The following is a 26573-nucleotide window of genomic DNA, read 5'->3' as shown; positions in this document are numbered from 1 at the left end:
TGATTTTCATAGGTTTTACGCAAAACGACGGATTTCACCATTACCCGCTACGTTTTCCACACAACGCGGACAAAGAGTCGGATGTTCAGGGTTTACGCCGATTTTGTCAGAATAATGCCAGCAACGTGGGCATTTTTCACCGTTGGAACGTGCTACGCTTACCGCAATTCCCTCTAACTCACCTGCAACCACATCCGCAGGTTTGTCCGCTAATGGTTTGACTTCCGCTTTTGAGGTAATTAATACGAAACGTAATTCATTGCTTAATTGTTCTAACAATGCACGATATTCATCGTTAGCATAAACGGTTACTTCAGCTTCTAAACCACTACCGATCACTTTGTCGTTACGTGCGATTTCTAATACACGGTTCACTTCAGAACGAACTTTAATCAGCTGTTGCCAGTAAGCATCATCTAATTTTTCATTCTCGCCTAAACCAAATAAGCCTTCGTAGAATTCTTCAGTAAAGACGAATTCAGCACGTGGCGTTGCTGTTTGTGGCAAGTGGCCCCAAATTTCATCCGCCGTGAATGACAGGATTGGTGCCATCCAACGAACCAATGCTTCTGCAATGTGCCATAACGCTGTTTGGCAGCTACGACGCGCAAGGCTGTCTGCTTTGGTGGTATATTGACGGTCTTTGATAATATCAAGGTAGAACGAGCCCATTTCCACAGAACAGAAACGCATTAAACGTTGTACTACTGTGTGGAATTGATAGTTATCGTACGCCTCTTTAATTTCTTTTTGTGCATCTAACGCACAAGCTACCGCCCAACGATCTAAGCTAATCATTTCTTCTGGTTTAACGGCGTCACGTTGCGGATCAAAACCATTCAAGTTAGCTAGTAAGAAACGCGCAGTGTTACGAATACGACGATAGCTATCCGCTGCACGTTTTAAGATCTCATCAGAAACGGTCATTTCACCGGTATAGTCGGTAGAAGCGACCCATAAACGTAAAATGTCACCACCGAATTTATCCATGACTTCTTGTGGTGTCACGATGTTACCGATAGATTTTGACATCTTACGACCTTGACCATCCACGGTGAAACCATGCGTTAATACTTGTTTGTATGGTGCTTTGCTGTCTGTTGCGGTAGAAAGCATTAAAGAAGACATAAACCAACCACGGTGTTGGTCAGAACCTTCTAAATACATATCGATATCTTGGCCGTTAAATTCTGGACGATTTGCGACAACAGAAGAATAGGTTGATCCTGAGTCAAACCATACGTCAAGGGTATCAGGTACTTTGCGATAGGTTTCGGCATCAGCCCCTAATAATTCTTTTTCGTCTAAATCCCACCATGCTTGAATACCAGCTTTTTCTACGCGTTTCGCCACTTCTTCAAGTAACTCTAAGGTGCGCGGATGAAGTTCTTCGGTTTCTTTGTGCACGAATAAGGTCATCGGCACTCCCCAAGTACGTTGACGGGAAATACACCAGTCAGGGCGGTTTTCAACCATTTTCTCGATACGCGCTTGACCCCAATCTGGAATCCAGCGAACTCGTTTGATTTCGCCTAATGCTTGTTGGCGTAAACCCTGTGTTTCCATGCCAATAAACCATTGCGGAGTCGCACGGAAAATAATCGGGGTTTTGTGACGCCAGCAGTGTGGGTAGCTGTGTTTGATTTTCTCAACTTTTAATAAGTTGCCCACTTCTTGTAATTTTTCAACAACCAATGGATTGGCTTCAAATACGCCTTTGCCTGCAAAGAATTCAGTCGTTGAAATAAATTTACCGTCATTCGATACAAGACCCGCCATTGGTAAATTATATTTTTGTCCGACAATAAAGTCGTCCAAACCATGATCTGGCGCAGTATGTACTAAACCAGTACCACCATCAGTAGTAACGTGATCACCTAAAATTACTGGTACAGTGAAATCATAGAACGGATGGTTAAAGCGTACTAACTCAAGCGCTTGACCTTTTACTGAACCTAATACTTCAACTTGTTCTACACCCACCGCTTTCGCAACAGACTCAACTAATTCAGCAGCTAAAATCACACGCTCATCGCCAAGTTGTACTAAGTTGTATTCTAAGTCTGCATTTACTGCAATCGCACGGTTAGATGGCATTGTCCAAGGTGTGGTGGTCCAAATCACCGCAGATAATTTGCCATGGCCTTTGCCTACTGCGTTAAATTTCTCTTCAATTTCAACCGCACTTACAGCAGGGAAACGCACGTAGATAGATGGAGAAACTTTGTCTTCATATTCCACTTCTGCTTCCGCTAAAGAAGAGCCACAATCCAAACACCAGTGCACCGGTTTTGAACCTTTGTATAAATGGCCATTAGCAATCACTTTACCGAGTGTACGGATGATGTTTGCTTCGGTGTCGAAGTTCATCGTTAAATAAGGATTATCCCAATCGCCCAATACACCTAAACGGATAAAATCTTTTTTCTGTCCTTCTACTTGTTCCGCGGCATATTCACGACATTTTTGACGGAATTCAGCTGCTGTAATCTTCTCGTTTGGTTTGCCCACTAAACCTTCTACTTTTAATTCAATTGGCAAGCCATGACAGTCCCAACCTGGGATATAAGGCGAGTCAAAACCTAATGCGGTTTTGGATTTAACAATAATATCTTTCAGAATTTTATTAACGGCGTGACCGATATGAATATTACCGTTCGCATACGGAGGGCCATCGTGCAAAATAAAGGATTTTTTACCTTTCGTTGCTTGGCGGATTTTTTGATACAACTGTTTGTCATACCAATTTTTTAACATTACAGGTTCGCGTTTGGCTAAATCGCCACGCATAGGGAAACCTGTTTCAGGTAAATTTAACGTGTTTTTGTAATCAACTGTCATGTTATTTTCCAATTTTATATTTCAATATAATTCTATTTTGCAAAAAATGCTTTCGCCGTTTTTACGTCTTGTTCAATTTGAGCTTTCAACGCCTCAAAAGAAGGAAATTTTATCTCATCTCGAATCTTATGGCAGAATTCCACTTCGACCATTTGCCCATAAATATTCTGAGAAAAATCAAATAAATGGACTTCTAATAATTGTATCGTACCGTTAATAGTTGGGCGTTTCCCCATGTTAGCTACACCGTCAAAAATCTCGCCTGATTTCAACCGCACTTTCACGGCGTAAACCCCTTTTACTGGGTTCACTTGGCGATGTAAACGAACATTCGCGGTAGGAAAACCAATAGTTCTGCCCAATTTATTTCCATGAATAACACGACCAAAAATTCGATAAGGCTTGCCTAACAAATTTTCTGCCAAGGAGAGCTGATTTTCAGCTAATGCTTGACGGATGGCAGTACTGCTAATGCGACATTGCTCGAGACAAAGACTGTAATTGTCTTCTACGGCAAAACCAAATTGTTTTCCTGCCGCTTGCAACATTGCAAAATTACCTTGGCGGTTTGCCCCGAATTTAAAATCATCACCGATACTTAAGAATTTGACATTAAGTTTATTGACCAACCAATCTTCAATAAATTGTTCGGCTGTTAGAGCAGCAAATTGCTGATTGAAACGAACAACAAGCACCGCATCAACACCGGCTTGCTTAAGATAATACAGCTTATCGCGTAATCGCATTAAACGGGCGGGTGCACTTTTCCCCATAAAATATTCACGCGGTTGTGGTTCAAATAGCATGACTACCATTGGTAGTCCTAATTCATCCGCTTTTTGGCGAAGATGACGCAAAATCGCTTGGTGGCCCAAATGCACGCCATCGAAGTTGCCGATGGTCAAAGCACAACCGGACAACTGAAACGATGCATTATTAAACCCACGAATTAATTGCATTAAATAAACCACAAACTAGTCAAAAAAGAACGCTGCATTATAGCGGTAACTTATTGTCTTGTCAGTAAATGGCGTTTACGAATCCCGAATAAAACCAATACACCGCCATAAACTGCAGCGGCCAATCCGATTAACCAGAGCAACCAATGAATGCGGTTTAATAGAGGCATCGCCGCCCATTCATGTAATTCCGGGCTGTTGTACCAAAGCAATCCCGCCATAGCGAGTGCTGCAACAAATACTTTGACGAAAAATAGTGCGCTGGTACGGCTGAAATGGTAGACCTCGGCTTTGGCTAAACCGCGATAAAGTAAATAGGCATTTAAGCTGGCCGACATGGTTGAAGCCATTGCTAGGCCTACATAGCTGAAAGGAATCGCCAGTAAGTTGAATAGCATGTTGCTGACCATTGCGATAATACCGATTTTCACCGGAGTTTTGGTATCTTGGCGGGCGTAATAACCATTGGCCAGGATTTTGATTAACATAAAGCTTAGTAGTCCTGCACTCAATGCCCATAGGGAATAGGCAGTAGCCGTAACGTCCTGCAAAGTGAAACTGCCGCGCATAAATAGGACTAAGATCATCGGTTGTGCTAATACGGCAATTCCTAAGGCTGCAGGAACCCCAAGCAACAAAATCATGCGCACGCCCCAGTCCATCGTCTGATGAAAATCCTGCCCGCTTTGCTCCGCATCATCGGTTCGGTTGACATGATGGCGGGCGAGGGTTGGTAAAATGACCGTAGAGATCGCGATTCCAAAGAGTCCGAGCGGAAATTCCAATAAGCGGTCAGAATAATAAAGCCAACTAATGGAACCGGTCATTAAGAAACTGGCGATTACCGTATCAAGTAATAAATTGATTTGGCTGACGGAAACCCCGAATAGCGCGGGAATCATGAGCTTACGAATTTTAGTGACACCTTCATCATGCCAAGCCCAGCGCGGCCTCACCAATAAACCGGCCTTTTTAAGGAAAGGCAATTGGAATAAAAATTGCAACAATCCACCGAGGAAGATCCCGATGGCTAAGGCTAAATCGGGGTTATCCATTTGTGGGGCTAAAAATAGTGCGGTAGCAATCATCGCAATATTCAGTAGTACCGGCGAAAAAGACATCACGCCAAATTTACCGATGGTATTTAGAATGGCACCCGATAGGGCCACGAAGGTGACAAACCAAAGATAAGGGAACGTGATTTTGAGTAAGAGAGAGGCCTGTTCGAACTTGCCGGCATTCGGGCCATCATTGAGCCAATCGGTAAACCAGCCCATCCCGAAAATAGCCGCCACGACAGGGGAGCCAACCATCGCTAAAAGGGTTACAACACTCACTAAACCGCCTAGCGTACCGGAAACTTTGCCGATAAATTCGCGGGTTTTAGATAGATCGCCGGATTTTTGATATTCCGCTAAAACAGGCACGAACGCTTGGGAAAATGCCCCTTCGGCAAATAATCGACGAAGAAAATTGGGGATACGGTTGGCAAATAAAAAAACGTCGGCCGCCGCACCGGCACCGATCAAATGGGCGATCACTACATCACGCACCAAACCAAGTACGCGGGAGATCAAGGTCATACCGCTGACGATGATGCCGGATTTCAAAAGTCGTTTACTCAAAATAAGGATCCCAGTGGAAAAAAACGTCCTAATTGTATAGAAATTTTGCTTTTACGCTATATTCCCGCCAAAAAAACTGCTAGAATCGCGCCCACATCGTTTGTGTGGGCCTATTGAAAGTGCTTTTTTTAAATAACGATGCCAACTTTCGGTTGTGTCTCACCGAAATCAACACAAATAATTTATTGACAAAAGGATAAGAAATCGGCATATTCGCACGCCTTATTTTGTCACCGTTAATTAACAGAAATTTTAGGAGTTTGACCTTGGCTAATATCAAGTCAGCAAAAAAACGCGCGGTTCAATCTGAAAAACGCCGCCAACACAACGCAAGCCAACGCTCTATGATGCGTACTTACATCAAAAAAGTATATGCTCAAGTAGCAGCAGGTGAAAAAGCAGCAGCTGAAGCAGCATTCGTTGAAATGCAAAAAGTTGTTGACCGTATGGCTTCTAAAGGCTTAATTCACGCTAACAAAGCAGCAAACCACAAATCTAAATTAGCTGCGCAAATCAAAAAATTAGCGTAATTTTTCAAGATTAAAAAACCGCACTGTAGTGCGGTTTTTTTTTGCGTTAAAAACGCCCCTATGAAAACCAAAGTTTTCTCTAAAATAGCATGTAACTCATTGATTTTATTAGGATTGCATTAAAAATGGATAAGTGATTGATGATACAAGCTATTTTTTACGTTTAGCGCGTGGGTGGGCTTGATCATACACACTGGCTAAATGTTGAAAATTGAGATGGGTGTAGATTTGTGTCGTGGACAAATTACTGTGGCCAAGTAATTCCTGCACCGCGCGCAAATCAGCGCTAGCTTCTAACATATGAGTGGCAAAGGAGTGGCGCAGTTTATGGGGATTCAAATGGCTGTTTAAGCCTTGGCGAATTCCCCAGGTTTCAAAGCGCTTTTGAATATTTCGCGTACTGATGCGATTGCCTTGCTGGCTGACGAACAAGGCTTCATCCTTTGGATTAAACTGTGGACGCACCTTGAGCCATTGTTGTAGTGCGTGTGATGCGAAACGACCGAAGGGCACAACCCGTTCTTTATTCCCTTTCCCGAGTACCCGTACCTCACGGCTGCGGGTGTTAATGCTTTGTAGATTTAGTCCTTGCAATTCCGCTAAGCGTAGCCCCGAACTGTACATTAATTCGAGCATTGCCCGATCTCGCAGATCGATGGGATCTTTGCTGTCGTTATCGAGCAGTAACTGGACTTGTTCGGTGCTGATGTTTTTGGGTAACCGCTTGCCCTGTTTCGGTGCAGAGATTCCGGTGGCCGGATTGACTTTCAATTCACCGTGTCGAATGAGAAAACTAAAAAATTGTCGCATCGCAGACAGTCGCAATGCCAGACTTTTTTCCTGTAGTCCATGGCGTTTACTTTCCGCCAAGATCAAACGAACTACACTCGGAGTGACCTGCTGCCAGGTATTCAGTTGCTTTTCTTGTAAGATTTCGACCACCGCCCGCAATTGGCGTTGATAATTATTCAGGGTATGGGGACTGACTTGGCGTTCGATGCGTAGGTAATCCCAGTAGCGGTCGAGTTGTTGTTGCATTAGAGGGCCATCTCAAACAGGCTTTTACGTGGATTTAGCTTGAATCCTTCGCTTTCTAAGATTTCCCGCTGTGGTTGTGATACTTCGGCAACCAAGCGAGTAGCTTGGGTATAACGAACGAATTCTTTAGCTTTGGCAATTAATGCTGCGGTAATTTCTGCTTGGTTGGAATTAGCGCTAACGAAAATATCAGTGAGTTGCCAGTAACGTTGTAGTTGAAGAGAAGAAAGGCGCGGATACAGTTGCACAAAACCAACGGCCTGTTGGCGATCGTCTAAAGCAATAAAAAACATGCTTTCGTTAAAACGTATCCGATTGCTGAGAAAGGTATATACCCGTTGTGGATTTTCTGTCATGCCATTAGCGAGGCGATAGGCCTCAAATAGCGGAGAAAGAAGATCGATATTCCATTGTTCGGCCTTGAAAATTTTCATTGCTTCCCCGGGGTTTTATTCATTGTTGTCAATTGGTTCGGGCAAATTGTAGCTTTTTGCATCGGGTTTGCCAAAAAAATTTTAAAATTCCGAGCTGGGTCAAAAAAATCTAATAAAAATTTGGTATAGTAGGCGCGCTTTATTTTAACTTTCAAAAATATGGAGAAAACATTATGGCACGTCGTCCTTTAGTTATGGGTAACTGGAAATTAAACGGTTCTAAAGCCTTCACCAAAGAATTAATCGAAGGATTAAAAGCAGAATTACACGGCGTTACCGGTTGTGATGTGGCAATTGCCCCACCGGTAATGTATTTAGGTACGGCTGAAGCAGCGCTTTCAGGTTGTGGTTGCAGCTGTGGTGGTAAAAATGTGATTCAATTGGGTGCACAAAACGTGGATATCAATGTGAAAGGCGCATTTACCGGTGATATCTCCAGCGAAATGTTAAAAGATTTTGGTGCAAAATATATCATTATCGGTCACTCCGAGCGTCGTACTTACCACAAAGAAAGCGATGAATTCGTGGCGAAAAAATTCGGTGCATTAAAAGAAGCTGGTTTAGTACCGGTATTATGTATCGGTGAAACCGAAGCAGAAAATGAAGCAGGTAAAACCGAAGAGGTGTGTGCCCGTCAAATTGATGCCGTTATCAATGCATTAGGCGTAGAAGCATTCAATGGCGCAGTTATCGCGTATGAACCAATTTGGGCTATCGGTACCGGTAAATCAGCGACTCCGGCACAGGCTCAAGCAGTTCATGCATTCATCCGTGGTCATATCGCAGCAAAATCGCAGGCAGTGGCTGATCAAGTAATCATTCAATACGGCGGTTCAGTAAATGATGCTAACGCAGCAGAATTATTCACCCAACCGGATATTGATGGTGCATTAGTTGGTGGTGCGTCACTTAAAGCGCCTGCGTTTGCGGTAATCGTGAAAGCAGCGGCAGCAGCGAAAAACTAAGTTTTAGTTTTAACAACGATAAAAAAGAGCGGTCCTTGCGGCCGCTCTTTTATTTTGAAGGCAATTTATTATTTCTTTTGCCCACGTTCCCATAAATCTGCATATTTTACAAAGGTGGAATGCGCAGAGAGAATGGCTAATAACAGCCCTTGTTTACCATCAAGAAAACCTGCACGGATAAAATACATTTTAATAAAACAGCCCAAGGCGTGACTAATGCCTTGCCATAGGGTTGCTTTTTTTCCTTTGGCAGCGCGTTGTTCAGCCCAGGCGCGGGCATAGCCGGCGGATTTCAGCAAATAATGGTGAATGCTTTTATAGGTAAAATGTAATAAATCACCCTGTAGTTTCTTGATTTGCGTGCCTTTAGCAAGATGGACTTTTTCATGGACCAATTCATCGCCATATTGACCATCTTGGCAACGATATAGACGTACGACATAATCAGGATACCAACCGGAATGGCGGATTTCTCGTCCGAATACGCTACTTAAACGGGGGAGTTGGTAGGCTGTTGAGGGTAAGTTTTGTTGCACTGCTTGCTCAATAGACTGGCGTAACAAGGAACTGACTCGTTCATCCGCATCCAGCCATAGTACATAGTCAGAAGTAACATATTGTTGGGCTAGTTGACGTTGTTTACCAAATCCGGGCCAATCGACATTTTGATAAAATTTAGCACCGTATTGCTCGGCTATTTGTTGAGTGTTATCGGTACTGCCGGAATCCAGAATAACAATTTCATCAACCCAATCCTTGACGGTTTCTAAACAATCGGCAAGATCTGCCGCTTCGTTTTTTACAATCATTGCAACACTAATCGTTGGCATATTTTGATCCTTTTTTTATTTGCTTTTTTGCTATACTAGCCAAAATTTTGCAAAGTATACCTGAATTTAAGCGAATATATGTGGCGTTTTTTCTATACCAGTCTGATGTATCTTACCCAGCCTTTTGTGCTGTCGTTTATGTGGATTCGCAGCCTGAAAGCTCCGAATTATCGTAAACGCCTTGGCGAGCGTTATGGTTTTTACGGTAACCTGACGGCGCCTTTGCCGAATGGGATTATTATTCACGCCGCCTCTGTTGGTGAGGTTATTGCTGCAACTCCGTTAGTTCGTCGTATTCAACAGGAATATCCGCAGCTACCGATAACCTTTACCACGGTAACGCCAACCGGCTCTGATAGGGTGAGAGCAGCCTTTGGTGAAACTGTTACCCATTGTTATCTGCCTTATGATTTGCCCTGTGTACTCAATCGTTTTCTAGATTTCATTCAACCGAAGCTGTGTATTGTGATTGAAACAGAGCTTTGGCCGAATTTAATTCGTCAATTATGGCGTCGAGATATTCCCTTTGTTGTTGCTAATGCCCGTTTATCTGAACGTTCAGCGCGTCGTTATGGCTTAGTGAAAGAGCGTTTGCAAGGGATGCTATCGGAAATTAGTTTGATCGCACCACAGGATAGTATTAGTGGAAAACGCTATTTAGGCTTAGGCTATGATGAACGGAAGCTGAAACTGACGGGGAATATCAAATATGATTTGCAAATTACCGATGAACTGCTAGAAAAAATTGAGGCTTTACGGGCTTTATGGGTACGAAATCGTCCGATTTGGATTGCAGCTAGCACCCACGAGGGAGAAGAAACTTTAATCCTGGATGCGCATCGTCAATTACTCAAGATGCACCCAGATCTGTTGTTGTTATTGGTGCCACGCCACCCAGAACGATTTAATGCCGTTGCCGAATTAATTGAAAAAGCCCAACTGAATTTTATTCGTCGCTCTGAAGGCTCATTGCCCGATGCGCATACTCAAGTCATTCTCGGGGATAGCATGGGAGAATTAATGTTAATGTATGGCATTAGTGATATTGCCTTTGTCGGTGGCAGTTTGGTGAAACATGGTGGGCATAATCCATTAGAACCATTAGCATTCAGATTACCGGTTATTAGCGGCAAATATACCTTTAATTTTCCAGAGATATTTCGAACCTTACTGGAAGTGCAAGGCGTTCTTTCGGTCAATTCTAACGTGAAGGCCTTAGTACATGCAGTGGATGGCTTATTGAATTCACCACAAGCCAGGCAATGTTTTGGACGTGCCGGTTATGAGGTTTTAATGGAAAACCGAGGGGCTTTACAGCGTCTGCTTGATTTACTTTATCCTTACTTGGAGCGCAAATAATGACAACGGTGATTTACCCCGGTACCTTTGATCCATTAACAAATGGCCATTTGGATATCATTGAACGTAGTGCAGCGATTTTTCCACAGGTTTTGGTGGCGGTGGCTAATAGTCCGAGTAAAAAAACCTTATTTTCTCTTGAGGAGCGCGTTTGTTTGGCGCAACAAGCTTGTCGTCACCTTACTAATGTTGAAGTCATCGGTTTTAGTGATTTATTGGCAAATGTTATTAAGACGCGTCAGGTCACTGCAATTATTCGTGGCGTACGTACGACGACAGATTTTGAATACGAATTGCAACTAGCTGCTTTAAATCGTTTATTAACCGATGGTGTGGATAGTCTCTTTTTGCCGCCTACGGAGAAATGGGCATTTGTTTCTTCTACTATTGTACGGGAAATTTATCTACATCAAGGCGATGTGCGTGAGTTAGTGCCGGAAGCCATATATATGGCACTACAGGCAAAATCATGTTAAGACATAGTCTTGTATTAGTGGTGCTGGCGACCTTAAGTGGTTGCGGTACGCTAGTGAGGCTCATCGATCCGACGGAGCGCTATACGGCTTATGCCGGCACGGCTTACGATTGGCAAATGGCTCAGCAATGGGGCCTGCCCATTTTAGATTTACCCCTTTCATTTTTATTAGATACCGCATTATTGCCCTATGCGTGGTCAAATTAATCGACCTTAAGATATGAAACTCAATTCTCAACAACAGCAAGCCGTTGAATATGTCAGCGGTCCTTGTCTCGTGCTAGCCGGTGCCGGTTCCGGTAAAACCCGTGTCATTATTAATAAAATTGCTCATTTGATTGAACACTGTGGCTATTTACCAAAACAGATAGCAGCCGTGACTTTTACCAACAAAGCTGCCCGTGAAATGAAAGAACGGGTAGCTCATTCGATTGGTAAAGATAAATCCAAAGGATTGATTGTTTCGACTTTCCATACCCTAGGTTTTGATATTATCAAACGGGAATATCAAGCTCTCGGTTTTAAATCTAATATGACGTTGTTTGATGAGCACGATCAGCTTGCCCTGTTAAAAGAATTGACCGCCGATTTATTACAGGAAGATAAGGATTTATTGCGTGAATTAACTTCCGTTATTTCCAATTGGAAGAATGATTTGGTTTCACCAAAACAGGCTTATTCCTTAGCGAAAGATGCCAAATATCAAACCTTTGCAAAATGTTATGAGCGCTATGCAGTACAAATTCGCGCTTATAATGCCCTGGATTTCGATGATTTAATTATGTTGCCAATGTTGCTCTTCAAACAGAATGAAGATATACGGACAAAATGGCAGGAAAAAATTCGCTATTTATTGGTGGATGAATATCAAGATACCAATACCAGCCAATATGAACTCATCAAATTACTTGTCGGCGAGAGAGCTTGTTTTACCGTAGTAGGCGATGACGACCAATCCATTTATTCTTGGCGAGGTGCTCGACCGCAAAATATGGTGCGTTTGCGTGATGATTTTCCGCGTTTGCAAGTTATCAAATTGGAACAAAATTATCGTTCCACCCATCGTATTTTGCATTGTGCCAATATTTTGATTGATAACAACGAGCATGTATTCGACAAAAAGCTTTTTTCCAATTTGGGTGAAGGCGAAAAGCTGCAGGTGATTGAGGCAAAAAATGAAGAGCATGAAGCCGAACGGATTATCGCGGAATTGATCGCCCATCGTTTTAGCCGTAAGACCAAATTTAAGGATTATGCGATTTTATATCGCGGTAACCATCAATCCCGCCTATTGGAAAAAGTGCTGATGCAAAACCGCATTCCGTACAAAATTTCCGGCGGAACGTCTTTTTTCTCTCGTGCTGAAATTAAGGACATGATGGCCTACTTGCGTTTGCTGGTGAATCAAGATGATGATGCAGCCTTCTTACGTATAGTGAATACACCAAAACGGGAAATTGGTACGGCGACACTGCAAAAGCTGGGCGAATTGGCGCACGAAAAACATATCAGCTTATTTGAGGCGATTTTTGAGTTTGAACTCATGCAACGAGTTACCCCGAAGGCCTATGATGCCTTGCAAAAATTTGGTCGTTGGATTGTGGAATTGAACGAGCAAAGTTTACGTTCGGATCCTGAAACCGCTGTGCGTTCGTTACTTTCTTCATTACATTACGAAGAATATTTGTATGAATATGCGACCAGCCCAAAAGCCGCAGAAATGCAAAGTAAAAACGTGGCGACGCTGTTTAGTTGGGTGGCGGATATGCTTAAAGGTGATGAAGTGAATGAGCCGTTAAGCTTAAATCAAGTAGTAACCCGTTTAACCCTGCGTGACATGATGGAGCGTGGTGAAGAGGATGATGAAAGTGATCAAGTGCAATTAATGACATTGCATGCCTCCAAAGGCTTAGAGTTTCCACATGTGTATTTAATTGGTATGGAAGAGGGCATTCTCCCTCATCAAACCAGCATTGATGAGGACAATGTAGAAGAGGAGCGGCGCTTGGCCTATGTTGGGATTACCCGTGCACAGCAGACGTTAACCTTTTCCCTCTGTCGCGAACGACGCCAATTTGGTGAGCTGATGCGTCCGGAACCGAGTCGTTTTTTAGCGGAATTGCCACAGGACGATGTGCAATGGGAAAAAGATAAACCAAAATTGACGGCAGAACAGAAACAGCAACAGACCGCCAGCCAATTAGATCGTTTACGAGCCATTTTGAAGGGGTAAAACGCCCCCTTTAAAATAAAAGTTTTCCGTAAAAATGAGCGTAAGTCATTGATTTTATTAGAGTTGCTTTAAAAATTGAAATTTTTACATAAGTCTTTGAATTTATTAAGAAAAGCATTTTAGGGTGGCTATTAAATGGCAGTTGATTGTTGATAAATCAAGCAACCAAGCGGCTTTTACCAAAAAGCGTTTGACTTACGACAAAAAAAACGTATCATACCGCCCACAAACCGATTGTGGTGAGATGGCCGAGCAGGCTGAAGGCGCTCCCCTGCTAAGGGAGTATGGGGTCAAAAACTCCATCGAGGGTTCGAATCCCTCTCTCACCGCCATTTGTTGGTTTTATTTATTCTGCACCCGTAGCTCAGCTGGATAGAGTACTCGGCTACGAACCGAGCGGTCAGAGGTTCGAATCCTCTCGGGTGCGCCATTTCAAATCGACTCTATCAGTTGAAATGGTCACGAATAATAAAACATCTCTGCGCACCCGTAGCTCAGCTGGATAGAGTACTCGGCTACGAACCGAGCGGTCAAAGGTTCGAATCCTTTCGGGTGCGCCATCTCTTCCTTTCTTATTTCAATTTATTCTAGTCTTTTTAGCTTAACTTATGCGTCTTTGATGTATTAGCGTTCGCGATCGTCAATATTTTTCAGTAAATAATTGCCATTGATATCGGCCAGACTACGAAAGCCAACATTGGTGATTTTGTATGGTAGTTGCGTTTGGTATTCGGCATTTTCATGATGATGTCCGTGAAAAATATGGCTAACGCCCATTTTCTCGGCGAGCTGATTAATCACTTGGAATCCCATACGGTGGGGTTTAGGTGCTTCGTGGCAAATTAGAATATCAGCCTGTTGAGGCTCTAAGATTTCAATATCGGAAGGGAAAATTGAGCTACGGTGGCGCAAGCAAACACCCCCGCGCCAGATTTTTTCCTGACTGCTATATTGGCAATAGTGGATAGGATCAAAAAACATCGGTTTATTCGGCGGCATCCAAATTTGTCCGCGAAATACACCGCCTAAGCCGGCAATATGCTTGCCTTGGATTTCAACTACGCGATTATGCAAATTTCGCTCTTTCCAGTGGGAACCCCAGATGGCATCAAAGGCGGCAACGGTTTTACTATCATGATTGCCGTGAATAAACCAGATATCGCAATATTTTGCCAATTCATCCAAAGGTTCAGGCGAACTGAGCTGCAGATCTCCCAGAATAATGAGGGCGACATCGCGTTGTTGGCGCACGAAAGGGTAAAGATGTGTATAGCTTCCGTGCGGATCACCGGCAAACAGAATCATATTATTTTCCCGTCAAGATTCGCGGCCCATTTTGTAAATCAGTCAATTCTTCGTCGTTGAGGACTTTCTCTATTACGCTTTTCACCTGATTGTAGCGATCTAGATAGCTTGGTGACTCGATCTCAATATAGGGAACCTTGTATTTATCCAATAATTTTTTCAATAACTGTTGGAATTGTTGACGTTGTTTTTGATTACCTAGGCTGCGTAATCCATCGTCTACCCATTTGGTATTATTTTTCAACAAGATAGTGACATCAAAAGGATATTCCTTAATCATCGAATCCAAAAATGGGTGGGCTTTGCCTTCATATTGAATGCAAAAAGCCTGAGTGGTGATGAAATCCGTATCGATAATCGCGATTTTATGGGCATGGCGAACCGCGTAATCGATATAGCGCTGATGCCCTAAGGCCATTTGTGGATAATCGGAATATTGCATTGCCTGTTCATCGCCGCCCAATTTTTCGAATACGAATTCGCGTCCGTATTCCCAAGCAGAAGTGGTATTAAATACCGCAGCCAATTTATTTACCAAGACTGTTTTACCGCTGCTTTCACCACCCAAAATAGCGATAGTCTTAGCAAAGAATGGACGAACTTCCTTTGGAATAAATTTCCAATATTGGAATGGAGTGGTACGAATTTTGGTGGCCGAAACATTAAAGAATGAGCGATCCGGATCGACTAAGGAGACTTCCAATCCAAGATATTTTTCATAGGGCGCTTTATCCTGCACTTCGCTGCTAAAGACAATAGTGGGATGAAAGTGTTTTTCTTCAAACAGCGCTTGAACCGCATCACTCCATGCCAGCCAACCGTTCGGATAGCTTGGAATACCGTCTTCGACTAAATGATGGATAAAAATCTGATCTTTTTGATATTTAAAGATTTGTTGCATCCAACGTAGGCGATCTTGCACAGTTGGCATACGTTTCATTTTACTGTTGTAAAAGAGTCGCAAATCACGCTCGGTATCGCTACATACAATTACATGGAGCTCATCCACCCGACTGAATGCCTCATAGATCATATTAATGTGGCCGGTGTGTACAGGATAAAACTTACCGAAAATGACACCAATCTTTTTTTCGTCACCGACAACAATTTGTAACGCTTTATATAAGGCTTGTAATTTTTGTGCTTGTGGATTGGCAATTTTGCCTTCCAGCAAGTGGCCGTAATATTCTTCGCTGATACCGGCCTGTTGGCAAAGCTGGCTGACGCTTAATTCTAATTGGCAGCGTTTTTCTTCAAGATAGCTAAAATCGGCCATTGGATTCTCCTTGCGCTATAACGGGATTGAAACGCTGCTATTCTAGCGCAAATAAAAATATTTTTCCGCTTCGGATTTTTCGTTATACTGTGCGGGCATTCTCAGGGCAGGGCGTAATTCCCTACCGGCGGTATAGCCCGCGAGCGTTCAAAAGCAATTTTGAAGTCAGCAGATTTGGTGAAATTCCAAAGCCGACAGTAACAGTCTGGATGAAAGAGAATAACTTACGATTTGGATTAACCAAATCGGTTTTCTTATTTGCTTTTCTCCCCCCTGATTCCGTATTTCACCATTTTAAAAAAGGAAATGACGATGAATCAGTCAATTTTATCCCCTTTCGGTGTTGATGCCGAAGCCCGCGTACGCAACGCGCTTGATGCATTTAAACAAGGCAATGGCGTATTGGTATTGGATGATGAAGATCGCGAAAATGAAGGTGATTTGATTTTTCCTGCAGAAACCATCACTCCGGCACAAATGGCCAAGCTAATTCGCTATGGGAGCGGTATTGTTTGTTTGTGTATTACCGATGCTCAGTGCCGTCAATTAGATTTGCCGCCAATGGTGGAACATAACAATAGTGTAAATAAAACTGCCTTTACCGTGACCATTGAAGCAGCTGAAGGAGTAACGACCGGGGTTTCTGCTGCAGATCGCGTGACCACAATTAAAGCGGCAATTGCTGATGGCGCAAAACCAAGTGATTTACATCGTCCTGGCCATGTATTTCCGTTGCGGGCAGCTGAAGATGGTGTTCTACGTCGTCGTGGCCATACTGAAGCTGCTGTGGATTTAGCTCGCTTGAGCGGTTTTAAGCCGGCCGGGGTCATTTGTGAAATTACCAATGATGACGGTACTATGGCACGAGCACCGCAATTAGTAGAGTTTGCCCAACATTTCGGTTATACGGTGGTGACCATTGAGGATTTGGTGGAATACCGCCATCGTCACGGTCTGTAAAACGCCCTAACAATTTTCGGAGTTTTGCTTAAAACATTGTCTAAGTTATTGATTTTATTAGTGGTGTTTGAAAAATATAAACATCCCTCATTTTACCCAAAGGACGCCCATGCACGAACTTTCACTTTGTCAGAACATGTTGGAAATAGTGGAAAACCAATGTCGCCAACATAACATTAATCAGGTTACCGATTTATGGTTGGAAATTGGTGCACTTTCCTGTGTGGAGCCGGAGGCATTGAGTTTTTGCTTTGAGATTTCCGCAAAGGGCACAGCATTGGAAAATTGCAGTCTGCATTTTATTCATGTACCGGCCCAGGCATGGTGCTGGAATTGCCAAAAAACCGTAGAAATTGCTGCTGAGCAGCAACAATGCCCGTTGTGTCACGGTATTCATTTGCAGCGACAAAGCGGTGATGAGCTAAGAATCAAGGAAATCGCCTATAAATAAATCGACTATTCGTTAGGCATTTGGGCTTGATGATTGACAAAGGTGATTGAAGTCTTTAGAATTCAGCGTCTATTTTTCCCGCCAGTGGCGGAAAAGTAGACAAATGAAATAATTCAATATGAATCACATTTAAACTGGAGCTTTTTTAATGGCAACTATCAACCAGCTAGTACGCAAACCGCGTGTGAAAAAGGTTGTAAAAAGTAACGTTCCTGCATTAGAGGCTTGCCCGCAGAAACGTGGTGTGTGCACTCGTGTATACACAACTACACCTAAAAAACCGAACTCAGCATTACGTAAAGTATGTCGTATTCGTTTAACTAATGGCTTTGAAGTAACTTCTTACATCGGCGGCGAAGGTCACAACCTTCAAGAGCACAGTGTTGTGCTTATCCGTGGTGGTCGTGTTAAAGACTTACCAGGTGTGCGTTACCACACTGTACGCGGCGCATTAGACTGTGCAGGCGTTAAAGATCGTAAACAAGGTCGTTCTAAATACGGCGTTAAACGTCCTAAAGCTTAATGGATCTCCGTTAAGTAAGGCCAAACGTCTAAATTAGTAAAAATTTAAATCAGAAACTCCAGTAATTAACTCAACCCTTAGGTTGGTTTTATAGAGTTTTGGATATCCTGAAGATTAAAATACGGAGAAATTCGCAATGCCACGTCGTCGTAGTGTTGAACCACGCAAGATTCTTCCAGATCCGAAGTTCGGTTCAGAATTACTTGCAAAATTTATTAATGTATTAATGGTAGACGGTAAAAAATCCGTTGCTGAATCCATCGTTTACGGTGCGTTAGAGAAACTTGCTGAGCGCACAGGTAAAGAACCCTTAGAAGCATTTGAAATTGCACTTGAAAACGTTCGTCCAACTGTTGAGGTTAAATCTCGTCGTGTTGGTGGTTCTACTTACCAAGTGCCAGTTGAAGTACGTCCGGTTCGTCGTAATGCTTTAGGTATGCGTTGGATCGTTGAAGCCGCCCGTAAACGTGGTGACAAATCAATGGCTTTACGTCTTGCAAATGAATTATCTGATGCATCCGACAACAAAGGTGCAGCAGTGAAAAAACGTGAAGACGTGCATCGTATGGCTGAAGCCAATAAAGCATTTGCTCACTACCGTTGGTAATACGCTTTTAAAATTTAAGGGCTTCATCTTAGATGAAGCCTTACCCTTATATAAACAGATATTAAACTTAACAAGGTTATAATAATGGCTCGTACAACCCCTATTGAAAGATATCGTAATATCGGTATTAGTGCGCACATTGATGCTGGTAAAACTACTACCACTGAACGTATCTTATTCTACACCGGTGTAAGTCACAAAATTGGTGAAGTACACGATGGTGCAGCAACAATGGACTGGATGGAACAGGAACAAGAGCGTGGTATTACCATTACCTCTGCGGCAACTACCGCATTCTGGTCCGGTATGTCACAACAGTTCCCACAACACCGTATCAACGTTATCGATACCCCGGGACACGTAGACTTTACTGTTGAAGTAGAACGTTCTATGCGTGTTCTTGATGGTGCGGTAATGGTTTACTGTGCGGTTGGTGGTGTTCAACCTCAATCTGAAACCGTATGGCGTCAAGCTAACAAATATCAAGTTCCACGTATCGCGTTCGTAAACAAAATGGACCGTACTGGTGCTAACTTCTTACGTGTTGTTGAACAACTTAAAACTCGTTTAGGTGCAAATGCTGTTCCTCTTCAACTTCCAGTCGGTGCAGAAGAAAACTTTACCGGTGTAGTTGATTTGATCAAAATGAAAGCGATCAACTGGAACGAAGCTGACCAAGGTATGACCTTCACTTATGAAGATATTCCTGCAGATATGCAAGCAGCTTGTGAAGAATGGCGTCAAAATCTTGTTGATGCGGCAGCTGAAGCAAATGAAGAGTTGATGGAAAAATACCTTGGTGGTGAAGAGTTAACTGAAGAAGAAATCAAAGCAGGTCTTCGTCAACGTGTATTAGCAAACGAAATCATCTTGGTAACCTGTGGTTCTGCATTCAAAAACAAAGGTGTACAAGCAATGCTTGACGCAGTTGTTGAATACTTACCTGCACCAACTGATATTCCAGCAATCAAAGGTATCAACCCAGATGAGACTGAAGGTGAACGTCATGCAAGTGATGATGAGCCATTCTCTTCATTAGCATTCAAAATTGCAACTGACCCATTCGTAGGTAACTTGACCTTCTTCCGTGTGTACTCTGGTGTGATCAACTCCGGTGATACTGTATTAAACTCTGTACGTCAAAAACGTGAACGTTTTGGCCGTATCGTACAGATGCACGCTAACAAACGTGAAGAAATCAAAGAAGTTCGTGCGGGCGATATCGCTGCAGCAATCGGCTTAAAAGATGTAACTACGGGTGACACATTATGTGCATTAGATGCGCCAATTATCCTTGAGCGTATGGAATTCCCAGAGCCGGTAATTTCTGTTGCAGTTGAACCTAAAACTAAAGCAGACCAAGAAAAAATGGGTCTTGCATTAGGTCGTCTAGCTCAAGAAGACCCTTCATTCCGTGTTCACACAGATGAAGAATCTGGCGAAACTATTATCTCTGGTATGGGTGAGTTACACTTAGACATCATTGTTGACCGTATGAAACGTGAGTTCAAAGTGGAAGCTAATATTGGTAAACCACAAGTATCTTACCGTGAAACTATCCGTACTCGTGTTAACGATGTGGAAGGTAAACACGCAAAACAATCTGGTGGTCGCGGTCAATATGGTCATGTTGTTATCGACTTGTATCCATTAGATCCAGAAGGTCCTGGTTACGAATTCGTGAATGAAATCAAAGGTGGTGTAATTCCAGGTGAATACATTCCTGCGGTTGATAAAGGTATCCAAGAACAGCTTAAATCTGGTCCATTAGCGGGTTATCCGGTAGTAGATATTGGTGTACGTTTACACTTCGGTTCATACCATGATGTGGACTCATCTGAATTAGCGTTTAAATTAGCTGCTTCTTTAGCATTTAAAGCAGCGTTCGCTAAAGCAAACCCTGTTCTACTTGAGCCAATCATGAAAGTTGAAGTAGAAACTCCACCTGAGTATGTGGGTGACGTAATCGGTGACTTAAGCCGTCGTCGTGCTATGGTTAACGGTCAAGAAGCGAACGAATTCGTTGTTAAAATCGATGCAGAAGTTCCACTTTCTGAGATGTTCGGTTATGCAACAGACTTACGTTCCCAAACTCAAGGTCGTGCATCATACTCTATGGAACCGTTAAAATATGCTGAAGCTCCAACAAGTGTTGCTGCTGCAGTAATTGAAGCGCGTAAAAAATAATTTTGTGTAACAATCGCTCTATAAGCCTTAGGCTTATAGGGCATTTTTTAGGAAACATTAGCAATGTCTAAAGAAAAATTTGAACGTACAAAACCGCACGTTAACGTGGGTACAATCGGCCACGTTGACCACGGTAAAACAACCTTAACAGCAGCAATTACCACCGTTTTAGCAAAACACTACGGCGGTGCAGCTCGTGCATTCGACCAAATCGATAACGCGCCAGAAGAAAAAGCGCGTGGTATCACCATCAACACTTCTCACGTTGAATACGATACTCCAACCCGTCACTACGCACACGTTGACTGTCCGGGACACGCCGACTATGTAAAAAACATGATTACCGGTGCGGCACAAATGGACGGCGCTATCTTAGTAGTAGCAGCAACCGATGGTCCTATGCCACAAACTCGTGAGCACATCCTTTTAGGCCGCCAAGTAGGCGTACCTTACATCATCGTATTCTTAAACAAATGCGATATGGTGGATGACGAAGAATTATTAGAATTAGTTGAAATGGAAGTTCGTGAACTTCTTTCTCAATATGACTTCCCAGGTGACGATACTCCAATCGTACGTGGTTCTGCATTACAAGCGTTAAATGGCGTAGCAGAATGGGAAGAAAAAATCCTTGAATTAGCAAACCACTTAGACACTTACATCCCAGAACCAGAACGTGCGATTGACCAACCGTTCCTTCTTCCAATCGAAGACGTATTCTCAATCTCCGGTCGTGGTACAGTAGTAACCGGTCGTGTTGAGCGTGGTATCATCCGTACTGGTGATGAAGTTGAAATCGTTGGTATCAAACCAACAGCGAAAACAACCGTTACCGGTGTTGAAATGTTCCGTAAATTACTTGACGAAGGTCGTGCAGGTGAAAACATCGGTGCATTGTTGCGTGGTACAAAACGTGAAGAAATCGAACGTGGTCAAGTATTGGCTAAACCGGGTTCAATCACTCCGCACACTGATTTCGAATCTGAAGTGTACGTATTATCCAAAGATGAAGGTGGTCGTCATACTCCATTCTTCAAAGGTTACCGTCCACAATTCTATTTCCGTACAACTGACGTAACCGGTACTATCGAGTTACCAGAAGGCGTAGAAATGGTAATGCCAGGCGATAACATCAAAATGACAGTATCCCTAATCCACCCAATCGCGATGGACCAAGGTTTACGTTTCGCAATCCGTGAAGGTGGCCGTACAGTAGGTGCTGGCGTTGTTGCGAAAATCATCAAATAATTGATGTTAAGCAATTAGCAGAAGGCGTATCGTAAGATACGCCTTTTTATTTGCCTTCCAAACGCCCCCTCGAAAATAAAAGTTTTTGCTAAATTTACAGCTAAGTTATTGATTTTATTAGTGTTGATTGAAAAATATTTTTTGTGTTTCCTGATCTTAATTTGGCGAGCTTTTTCCTGTCCCTTTCTTTGGCATAAAATATCGCAATAACTGAAATATTGGTGAAATGCCTTGCGTCATCCCATATTTGTCCTTAATATGGCTCGCGAACCTTCCTTGAATTTTACCAATCTATCCCCATATTCAAGCCACCAATTTGTAATGAAGAGAGATAATATGACAAGCAAGAATACCGAACAACGTACACTGCCCGTGTTGCCTTTGCGCGATGTGGTGGTGTTCCCATACATGGTGATGCCACTTTTTGTCGGCAGAGCTAAATCCATCGCTGCTCTAGACGGCGCAATGAATGGCGATAAAAAATTGCTATTGGTGACCCAAAAACAACCCGAATTAGAAGATCCAAGTATTGACGATGTATTTGATGTGGGCACCATCGCGAATATTATCCAATTATTGAAACTCCCGGATGGTACGGTCAAAGTATTGGTGGAAGGGCAGCAGCGTGCCAAGGTAAATCAATTCCGCGATAACGGCATCGAGTTTGAAGCCGAAGTCACTCCGATTGGTATAAGCTACGGTAATCAGAAAGAAGTCGAAGTGGTACAGGCAGCAGTACTAGAAGAATTCGAAAACTATATTAATTTAAATAAGAAGGTGCCAAGTGATGTGCTTGGTGCTTTGCAACGCATTGTTGATCCTGATCGTTTGGCCGATACCATGGCCGCACATATTCCGGTGGCGGTCCGTCATAAACAAAGCCTGTTGGAATTGTTTGATGTGCAGGAACGTTTGGAATACTTGCTCGGCATGATGGAATCAGAAGCGGATATTTTACAGGTAGAAAAACGTATCCGCGGTCGGGTTAAAAAACAAATGGAAAAAAGCCAGCGCAATTATTATTTGAGCGAACAGATCAAGGCGATCCGTAAAGAAATGGATGATAGTGGTGAAACGGATGATACCCTTGATGAAGTTGAACAGTTGCGGCAAAAAATTGAAGCAGCAGGCATGCCGGCCGATGTTCGCGATAAAGTCGAAAGCGAACTGCAAAAAATGAAGATGATGTCGGCGATGTCTTCCGAAGCCACCGTACTCCGTAGTTATATCGATTGGATGTTGCAGGTGCCTTGGCATAAACGCACCAAAGTGAAAAAAGATATCAATAAAGCGCAACAGGTATTAGATGCCGATCACTTCGGTTTGGAACGGGTGAAAGAACGCATTTTGGAATATCTTGCAGTACAGGCGCGTTTAAATAAAGTGAAAGGGCCTATTTTGTGTTTGGTTGGGCCGCCAGGGGTGGGGAAAACCTCATTGGGGCAATCTATTGCCAATGCAACCGGGCGCAAATATGTACGTATGGCCTTGGGTGGCGTGCGTGATGAAGCTGAAATTCGTGGCCATCGCAAAACCTACATCGGTGCTTTGCCGGGTAAATTGATTCAAAAAATGGCAAAAGTGGGAGTAAAGAACCCATTATTCCTGTTGGATGAAATTGATAAAATGTCCTCGGATATGCGTGGAGATCCGGCTTCTGCATTATTAGAAGTATTAGATCCGGAACAGAATAATGCCTTTAATGATCATTACCTAGAGGTTGATTATGATCTTTCCGATGTGATGTTTGTGGCAACCTCCAATTCAATGAATATTCCTGGACCACTTTTGGATCGGATGGAGGTGATTCGTTTATCAGGTTACACCGAAGACGAAAAACTGAATATTGCAATGAAGCATTTATTGGCCAAACAAATTGAGCGTAATGGCTTACGTAAAGGTGAGTTGGAAGTACAAGAAAGCGCTATTCTGGATATTATTCGCTATTACACCCGTGAAGCCGGAGTGCGGAATTTAGAACGGGAAATCTCCAAAATTTGTCGTAAAGCAGTGAAAAATTTATTGGTTAATCCGAAAGTAAAATCACTTGTAGTGAACAGTGAGAATTTACACGACTATTTGGGAGTGCGTCGTTTTGAATTTGGTAAAGCCGATACCCAAAACCGTATCGGTGAAGTAACCGGCTTAGCATGGACCGAGGTTGGTGGTGATTTATTAACTATCGAGACAGCATCGGTTATCGGTAAGGGTAAATTAACCTTTACAGGCTCCTTAGGCGATGTCATGAAAGAATCTATTCAGGCAGCCATGACAGTGGTGCGCGCACGTGCGGAAAGTCTTGGGATTAATCCTGATTTCCATGAAAAACGCGATATTCATATTCATGTACCGGATGGCGCTACACCAAAAGATGGTCCAAGTGCTGGTATTGCAATGTGTACAGCGTTGGTATCGTGTCTCACCGGAAATCCAGTGCGTGCCGAAGTGGCGATGACCGGAGAAATTAGCTTACGCGGTAAAGTCTTGCCAATTGGTGGTTTAAAAGAAAAACTATTGGCAGCGCATCGTGGCGGAATTAAAACTGTATTGATTCCAAAGGATAACGTGAAGGACTTGGAAGAAATTCCGGAAAACGTGAAAAATAACTTGACGATTCACGCGGTAGAAACGATTGATGAAGTACTAGGTTTAGCGTTAGAAAATCCGCCACAGGGTATTGAGTTTGTGAAGCACCAACCCTTGGTTAAATCTCCGCGCCGTAAAAGCTCGGGGAAAACGACAAGAGCGGTAAATTAAGATAAAATAAGGGCTTGTTTCATCAGGCCCTTTTTTATTTCATGTTGACACTGCCCCCGCTTTCTCTTTACGTTCATATTCCTTGGTGCGTTCAAAAATGTCCTTATTGTGATTTCAATTCCCATGCACAAAAGGATGATATACCTGAGACCGAATATATTGAGCATTTGCTTACAGATTTACGGCATGATTTAGCGCAGTATTCGGAAAGCATTGCAGCAAGACCATTACATTCTATTTTTATTGGTGGAGGTACACCTAGTTTATTTTCTCCAGATTCTATTGGCCAATTGCTTGAGGCTATCAAGCAACAGATTCCTTTTTCAGCGGATATAGAGATAACCTTAGAAGCCAATCCAGGGACTGTCGAGGCAGCCCGTTTTGAGGGATATGCAGCGGTTGGTGTCACGCGGATTTCGATGGGCATACAGAGTTTTAATGATGATAAATTGCAACGCTTAGGGCGAATCCATAATGCAGCGGAAGCCGAGCATGCGGTAGGCTTGTTAAAATCCTCCGGTGTGGCTACGTTTAACTTAGATTTGATGCATGGTTTGCCTAATCAAACCCTAGACGAAGCCTTGCATGATTTACATCGGGCGATAGCACTCTCTCCACCACACCTGTCGTGGTATCAGCTGACGATTGAGCCCAATACACAGTTTGCCTCGCGGCCACCGAAATTACCCGATGAGGATGCGCTATGGGATATTTTTGAACAAGGGGATCAATTGTTACGCGCTGCAGGTTACCAACAATATGAAACATCCGCTTATGCCAAACCTGGCTACCAGTGTCGGCATAACCTGAATTATTGGCGATTTGGTGATTATCTGGCGATTGGTTGTGGTGCACACGGTAAACTTAGTTTTACCGATGGACGAATTTTGCGTTACAGTAAAACTCGTCATCCGCGCGGTTATATGCGCGGTGAATATACCTATGAGACACGCTGGGTAACGGAAGACGAGCGGATTTTTGAATTCTTTATGAATCGTTTCCGGTTGTTGGAAGCTGTTCCTAAAGCGGATTTTATGGCATATACAGGGCTTCCACTGAGTGTGGTGGCTGAGCCAATGGCACGTGCATTAGCGGAAAACTATGTCAGCGAATCGGCACAGCATTGGCAAATTACCGAGCATGGCAAGTTATTTCTGAATTCATTATTAGAGATTTTTTTGGATTAATTTTTGCCTTGTATTACTTCTATTCATTCCGTGTGGTAAAAAATTACACTTGTCGCAATGCCTTTCCCGTATTAAAGTAAGGCTTACGCAAACGATTACTTAAGGAGACAATCATGGATCAAAATGCGATGAAAAAGCAGGCAGCTCAAGCCGCATTACAATATGTTAAACCCGATACCATTGTAGGCGTGGGGAGTGGTTCTACCGTGAATTTATTTATTGAAGCCTTGGGTACGATGCGTAATCAAATTAAAGGTGCTGTCGCTGCATCAAAGAATTCTGAAGCCTTATTACGTAAGCAAGGCATCGAGGTTTTTAGTGCCAATGATGTGGATTCCTTAGATATTTATGTGGATGGAGCCGATGAGATCAACCCACAAAAAATGATGATCAAAGGTGGTGGAGCAGCGCTTACCCGGGAAAAAATTGTTGCTGCGTTAGCAAAAACCTTTATCTGTATTGTAGATAAAAGCAAGCAGGTTGAGGTATTAAGCGCCGAATTTCCATTACCGGTGGAAGTGATTCCGATGGCTCGTTCACAAGTTGCACGTAAGTTGGCATCCTTAGGCGGCGCTCCGGAGTATCGCGAAGGGGTGGTTACCGATAACGGCAATATTATTCTTGATGTGTACCGTTTTCCAATCCTTGAACCGATCGAAATGGAAAAAAACTTAAATAATATCGCTGGTGTTGTAACCAATGGTATTTTTGCCCTCCGTGGTGCCGATATTGTGATTGTTGGTACACCGGAAGGTGCGCAGATTATCGATTAAATTAAATAAT

Annotated in this window: 23 protein-coding genes, 3 tRNA genes and 1 riboswitch; of the genes, 18 read left to right on the top strand and 8 right to left on the bottom strand. The window is 43.0% G+C overall.

Annotation, left to right across the window (positions count from 1 at the left end):
- Window positions 1-15: 15 nt before the first annotated feature.
- Genes ileS through murJ form a run of 3 tightly spaced genes read right to left on the bottom strand, consistent with a single transcriptional unit; the run spans window position 16 to window position 5425 of the window.
- Entirely contained in the window at window positions 16-2841 is a 2826-nt protein-coding gene (gene ileS, locus CKV74_RS01705) for an isoleucine--tRNA ligase (RefSeq protein ID WP_007243486.1), read from the bottom strand.
- Between the two features lie 32 nt (window positions 2842-2873).
- Entirely contained in the window at window positions 2874-3800 is a 927-nt protein-coding gene (gene ribF / locus CKV74_RS01700; protein WP_007243505.1) for a bifunctional riboflavin kinase/FAD synthetase, read from the bottom strand.
- Between the two features lie 50 nt (window positions 3801-3850).
- Window positions 3851-5425, bottom strand: a complete 1575-nt coding sequence (murJ, locus tag CKV74_RS01695; protein ID WP_007243489.1) for a murein biosynthesis integral membrane protein MurJ — start codon at window positions 5423-5425, stop codon at window positions 3851-3853.
- A gap of 266 nt (window positions 5426-5691) precedes the next feature.
- Here murJ and rpsT point away from each other — a divergent pair, with 266 nt between their 5' ends.
- Window positions 5692-5955, top strand: coding sequence for a 30S ribosomal protein S20 (gene rpsT, locus CKV74_RS01690; protein WP_005548279.1), 264 nt, complete (start codon window positions 5692-5694; stop codon window positions 5953-5955).
- A 150-nt stretch (window positions 5956-6105) separates the two neighbouring features.
- On the opposite strand, the gene xerC is transcribed toward rpsT, so the two are convergent.
- Both xerC and CKV74_RS01680 read right to left on the bottom strand, forming a co-directional pair.
- Window positions 6106-6993, bottom strand: a complete 888-nt coding sequence (gene xerC, locus CKV74_RS01685; protein ID WP_095176655.1) for a tyrosine recombinase XerC — start codon at window positions 6991-6993, stop codon at window positions 6106-6108.
- Window positions 6993-7427: a GNAT family N-acetyltransferase gene (locus CKV74_RS01680; protein WP_007243509.1), complete on the bottom strand. Its 435-nt coding sequence runs from the start codon at window positions 7425-7427 to the stop codon at window positions 6993-6995. Before CKV74_RS01680 ends, xerC begins: the two co-directional genes overlap by 1 nt.
- 173 nt (window positions 7428-7600) lie before the next feature.
- Between CKV74_RS01680 and tpiA the strand changes: the two genes are divergently transcribed.
- The gene (tpiA, locus tag CKV74_RS01675; protein WP_007243512.1) at window positions 7601-8392 is read left to right on the top strand and encodes a triose-phosphate isomerase; all 792 of its coding nucleotides are present in this window, start codon (window positions 7601-7603) and stop codon (window positions 8390-8392) included.
- A gap of 68 nt (window positions 8393-8460) precedes the next feature.
- Here the strand turns inward: tpiA and CKV74_RS01670 are convergent, their stop codons facing one another.
- Window positions 8461-9222 carry a glycosyltransferase family 2 protein gene (locus tag CKV74_RS01670; RefSeq protein WP_007243504.1) on the bottom strand — a complete coding sequence of 254 codons (762 nt, stop codon included), beginning with the start codon at window positions 9220-9222 and terminating at the stop codon, window positions 8461-8463.
- A gap of 78 nt (window positions 9223-9300) precedes the next feature.
- On the opposite strand from CKV74_RS01670, the gene waaA reads away from it, so the two are divergent.
- From waaA to CKV74_RS01635, 7 genes are all read left to right on the top strand, one after another.
- Window positions 9301-10581, top strand: a complete 1281-nt coding sequence (waaA, locus tag CKV74_RS01665; protein WP_007243514.1) for a lipid IV(A) 3-deoxy-D-manno-octulosonic acid transferase — start codon at window positions 9301-9303, stop codon at window positions 10579-10581.
- Window positions 10581-11057, top strand: a complete 477-nt coding sequence (gene coaD, locus CKV74_RS01660) for a pantetheine-phosphate adenylyltransferase (RefSeq protein ID WP_095176654.1) — start codon at window positions 10581-10583, stop codon at window positions 11055-11057. The genes waaA and coaD overlap by 1 nt, the downstream gene beginning before the upstream one ends.
- Window positions 11051-11263 (top strand): YceK/YidQ family lipoprotein, encoded by a 213-nt coding sequence (locus CKV74_RS01655; protein ID WP_007243518.1) that lies wholly within the window; start codon window positions 11051-11053, stop codon window positions 11261-11263. Before coaD ends, CKV74_RS01655 begins: the two co-directional genes overlap by 7 nt.
- A 13-nt stretch (window positions 11264-11276) precedes the next feature.
- Window positions 11277-13289 carry a DNA helicase Rep gene (gene rep, locus CKV74_RS01650; RefSeq protein ID WP_007243493.1) on the top strand — a complete coding sequence of 671 codons (2013 nt, stop codon included), beginning with the start codon at window positions 11277-11279 and terminating at the stop codon, window positions 13287-13289.
- 238 nt (window positions 13290-13527) lie between these two features.
- A tRNA-Ser gene (locus CKV74_RS01645) sits at window positions 13528-13621 on the top strand.
- Between the two features lie 21 nt (window positions 13622-13642).
- A tRNA-Arg gene (locus tag CKV74_RS01640) sits at window positions 13643-13719 on the top strand.
- Window positions 13720-13772: 53 nt separating this feature from the next.
- Window positions 13773-13849: transfer RNA gene (locus CKV74_RS01635), tRNA-Arg, on the top strand.
- A 64-nt stretch (window positions 13850-13913) separates the two neighbouring features.
- Here CKV74_RS01635 and CKV74_RS01630 read toward each other — a convergent pair.
- Both CKV74_RS01630 and nadR read right to left on the bottom strand, forming a co-directional pair.
- Window positions 13914-14594 (bottom strand): metallophosphoesterase family protein, encoded by a 681-nt coding sequence (locus CKV74_RS01630; RefSeq protein WP_007243520.1) that lies wholly within the window; start codon window positions 14592-14594, stop codon window positions 13914-13916.
- Window position 14595: 1 nt separating this feature from the next.
- On the bottom strand, window positions 14596-15870 hold the full coding sequence (gene nadR, locus CKV74_RS01625) for a multifunctional transcriptional regulator/nicotinamide-nucleotide adenylyltransferase/ribosylnicotinamide kinase NadR (protein ID WP_095176653.1): 1275 nt from the start codon (window positions 15868-15870) through the stop codon (window positions 14596-14598).
- Between the two features lie 93 nt (window positions 15871-15963).
- Window positions 15964-16095: riboswitch (FMN riboswitch) on the top strand.
- Between the two features lie 87 nt (window positions 16096-16182).
- Between nadR and ribB the strand changes: the two genes are divergently transcribed.
- The 9 genes from ribB to rpiA all read left to right on the top strand — a co-directional run bounded on the left by ribB (window position 16183) and on the right by rpiA (window position 26563).
- Entirely contained in the window at window positions 16183-16830 is a 648-nt protein-coding gene (gene ribB, locus CKV74_RS01620; RefSeq protein ID WP_007243510.1) for a 3,4-dihydroxy-2-butanone-4-phosphate synthase, read from the top strand.
- A 109-nt stretch (window positions 16831-16939) separates the two neighbouring features.
- A complete protein-coding gene (hypA, locus tag CKV74_RS01615; RefSeq protein WP_007243519.1) occupies window positions 16940-17281 on the top strand; it encodes a hydrogenase maturation nickel metallochaperone HypA in 342 nt (113 codons plus the stop codon).
- 148 nt (window positions 17282-17429) lie between these two features.
- The gene (gene rpsL, locus CKV74_RS01610; protein ID WP_005543325.1) at window positions 17430-17804 is read left to right on the top strand and encodes a 30S ribosomal protein S12; all 375 of its coding nucleotides are present in this window, start codon (window positions 17430-17432) and stop codon (window positions 17802-17804) included.
- Window positions 17805-17940: 136 nt separating this feature from the next.
- Window positions 17941-18411: a 30S ribosomal protein S7 gene (gene rpsG / locus CKV74_RS01605; protein WP_007243501.1), complete on the top strand. Its 471-nt coding sequence runs from the start codon at window positions 17941-17943 to the stop codon at window positions 18409-18411.
- A gap of 84 nt (window positions 18412-18495) precedes the next feature.
- Entirely contained in the window at window positions 18496-20598 is a 2103-nt protein-coding gene (gene fusA / locus CKV74_RS01600; protein WP_095176652.1) for an elongation factor G, read from the top strand.
- A gap of 63 nt (window positions 20599-20661) precedes the next feature.
- Window positions 20662-21846, top strand: a complete 1185-nt coding sequence (gene tuf / locus CKV74_RS01595; RefSeq protein WP_005635637.1) for an elongation factor Tu — start codon at window positions 20662-20664, stop codon at window positions 21844-21846.
- A 336-nt stretch (window positions 21847-22182) separates the two neighbouring features.
- Window positions 22183-24603, top strand: a complete 2421-nt coding sequence (lon, locus tag CKV74_RS01590) for an endopeptidase La (RefSeq protein ID WP_007242589.1) — start codon at window positions 22183-22185, stop codon at window positions 24601-24603.
- Window positions 24604-24644: 41 nt separating this feature from the next.
- The gene (hemW, locus tag CKV74_RS01585) at window positions 24645-25790 is read left to right on the top strand and encodes a radical SAM family heme chaperone HemW (protein ID WP_095176651.1); all 1146 of its coding nucleotides are present in this window, start codon (window positions 24645-24647) and stop codon (window positions 25788-25790) included.
- 113 nt (window positions 25791-25903) lie between these two features.
- Window positions 25904-26563: a ribose-5-phosphate isomerase RpiA gene (gene rpiA / locus CKV74_RS01580; protein ID WP_095176650.1), complete on the top strand. Its 660-nt coding sequence runs from the start codon at window positions 25904-25906 to the stop codon at window positions 26561-26563.
- Window positions 26564-26573 lie beyond the last annotated feature (10 nt).

Source organism: Haemophilus pittmaniae (assembly GCF_900186995.1).
Lineage (GTDB): Bacteria > Pseudomonadota > Gammaproteobacteria > Enterobacterales > Pasteurellaceae > Haemophilus_D > Haemophilus_D pittmaniae.
Note: the sequence above shows the minus strand (reverse complement) of the source record. Positions and strands in the feature narration are given on the sequence as shown.

Coding starts and splice junctions, on each gene's coding strand:
- ileS (WP_007243486.1), bottom strand. CDS start 2,841: ATGACAGTTGATTACAAAAACACGTTAAATTTACCTGAAACAGGTTTC.
- ribF (WP_007243505.1), bottom strand. CDS start 3,800: ATGCAATTAATTCGTGGGTTTAATAATGCATCGTTTCAGTTGTCCGGT.
- xerC (WP_095176655.1), bottom strand. CDS start 6,993: ATGCAACAACAACTCGACCGCTACTGGGATTACCTACGCATCGAACGC.
- CKV74_RS01680 (WP_007243509.1), bottom strand. CDS start 7,427: ATGAAAATTTTCAAGGCCGAACAATGGAATATCGATCTTCTTTCTCCG.
- tpiA (WP_007243512.1), top strand. CDS start 7,601: ATGGCACGTCGTCCTTTAGTTATGGGTAACTGGAAATTAAACGGTTCT.
- CKV74_RS01670 (WP_007243504.1), bottom strand. CDS start 9,222: ATGCCAACGATTAGTGTTGCAATGATTGTAAAAAACGAAGCGGCAGAT.
- waaA (WP_007243514.1), top strand. CDS start 9,301: ATGTGGCGTTTTTTCTATACCAGTCTGATGTATCTTACCCAGCCTTTT.
- coaD (WP_095176654.1), top strand. CDS start 10,581: ATGACAACGGTGATTTACCCCGGTACCTTTGATCCATTAACAAATGGC.
- CKV74_RS01655 (WP_007243518.1), top strand. CDS start 11,051: ATGTTAAGACATAGTCTTGTATTAGTGGTGCTGGCGACCTTAAGTGGT.
- rep (WP_007243493.1), top strand. CDS start 11,277: ATGAAACTCAATTCTCAACAACAGCAAGCCGTTGAATATGTCAGCGGT.
- CKV74_RS01630 (WP_007243520.1), bottom strand. CDS start 14,594: ATGATTCTGTTTGCCGGTGATCCGCACGGAAGCTATACACATCTTTAC.
- nadR (WP_095176653.1), bottom strand. CDS start 15,870: ATGGCCGATTTTAGCTATCTTGAAGAAAAACGCTGCCAATTAGAATTA.
- ribB (WP_007243510.1), top strand. CDS start 16,183: ATGAATCAGTCAATTTTATCCCCTTTCGGTGTTGATGCCGAAGCCCGC.
- hypA (WP_007243519.1), top strand. CDS start 16,940: ATGCACGAACTTTCACTTTGTCAGAACATGTTGGAAATAGTGGAAAAC.
- rpsL (WP_005543325.1), top strand. CDS start 17,430: ATGGCAACTATCAACCAGCTAGTACGCAAACCGCGTGTGAAAAAGGTT.
- rpsG (WP_007243501.1), top strand. CDS start 17,941: ATGCCACGTCGTCGTAGTGTTGAACCACGCAAGATTCTTCCAGATCCG.
- fusA (WP_095176652.1), top strand. CDS start 18,496: ATGGCTCGTACAACCCCTATTGAAAGATATCGTAATATCGGTATTAGT.
- tuf (WP_005635637.1), top strand. CDS start 20,662: ATGTCTAAAGAAAAATTTGAACGTACAAAACCGCACGTTAACGTGGGT.
- lon (WP_007242589.1), top strand. CDS start 22,183: ATGACAAGCAAGAATACCGAACAACGTACACTGCCCGTGTTGCCTTTG.
- hemW (WP_095176651.1), top strand. CDS start 24,645: ATGTTGACACTGCCCCCGCTTTCTCTTTACGTTCATATTCCTTGGTGC.
- rpiA (WP_095176650.1), top strand. CDS start 25,904: ATGGATCAAAATGCGATGAAAAAGCAGGCAGCTCAAGCCGCATTACAA.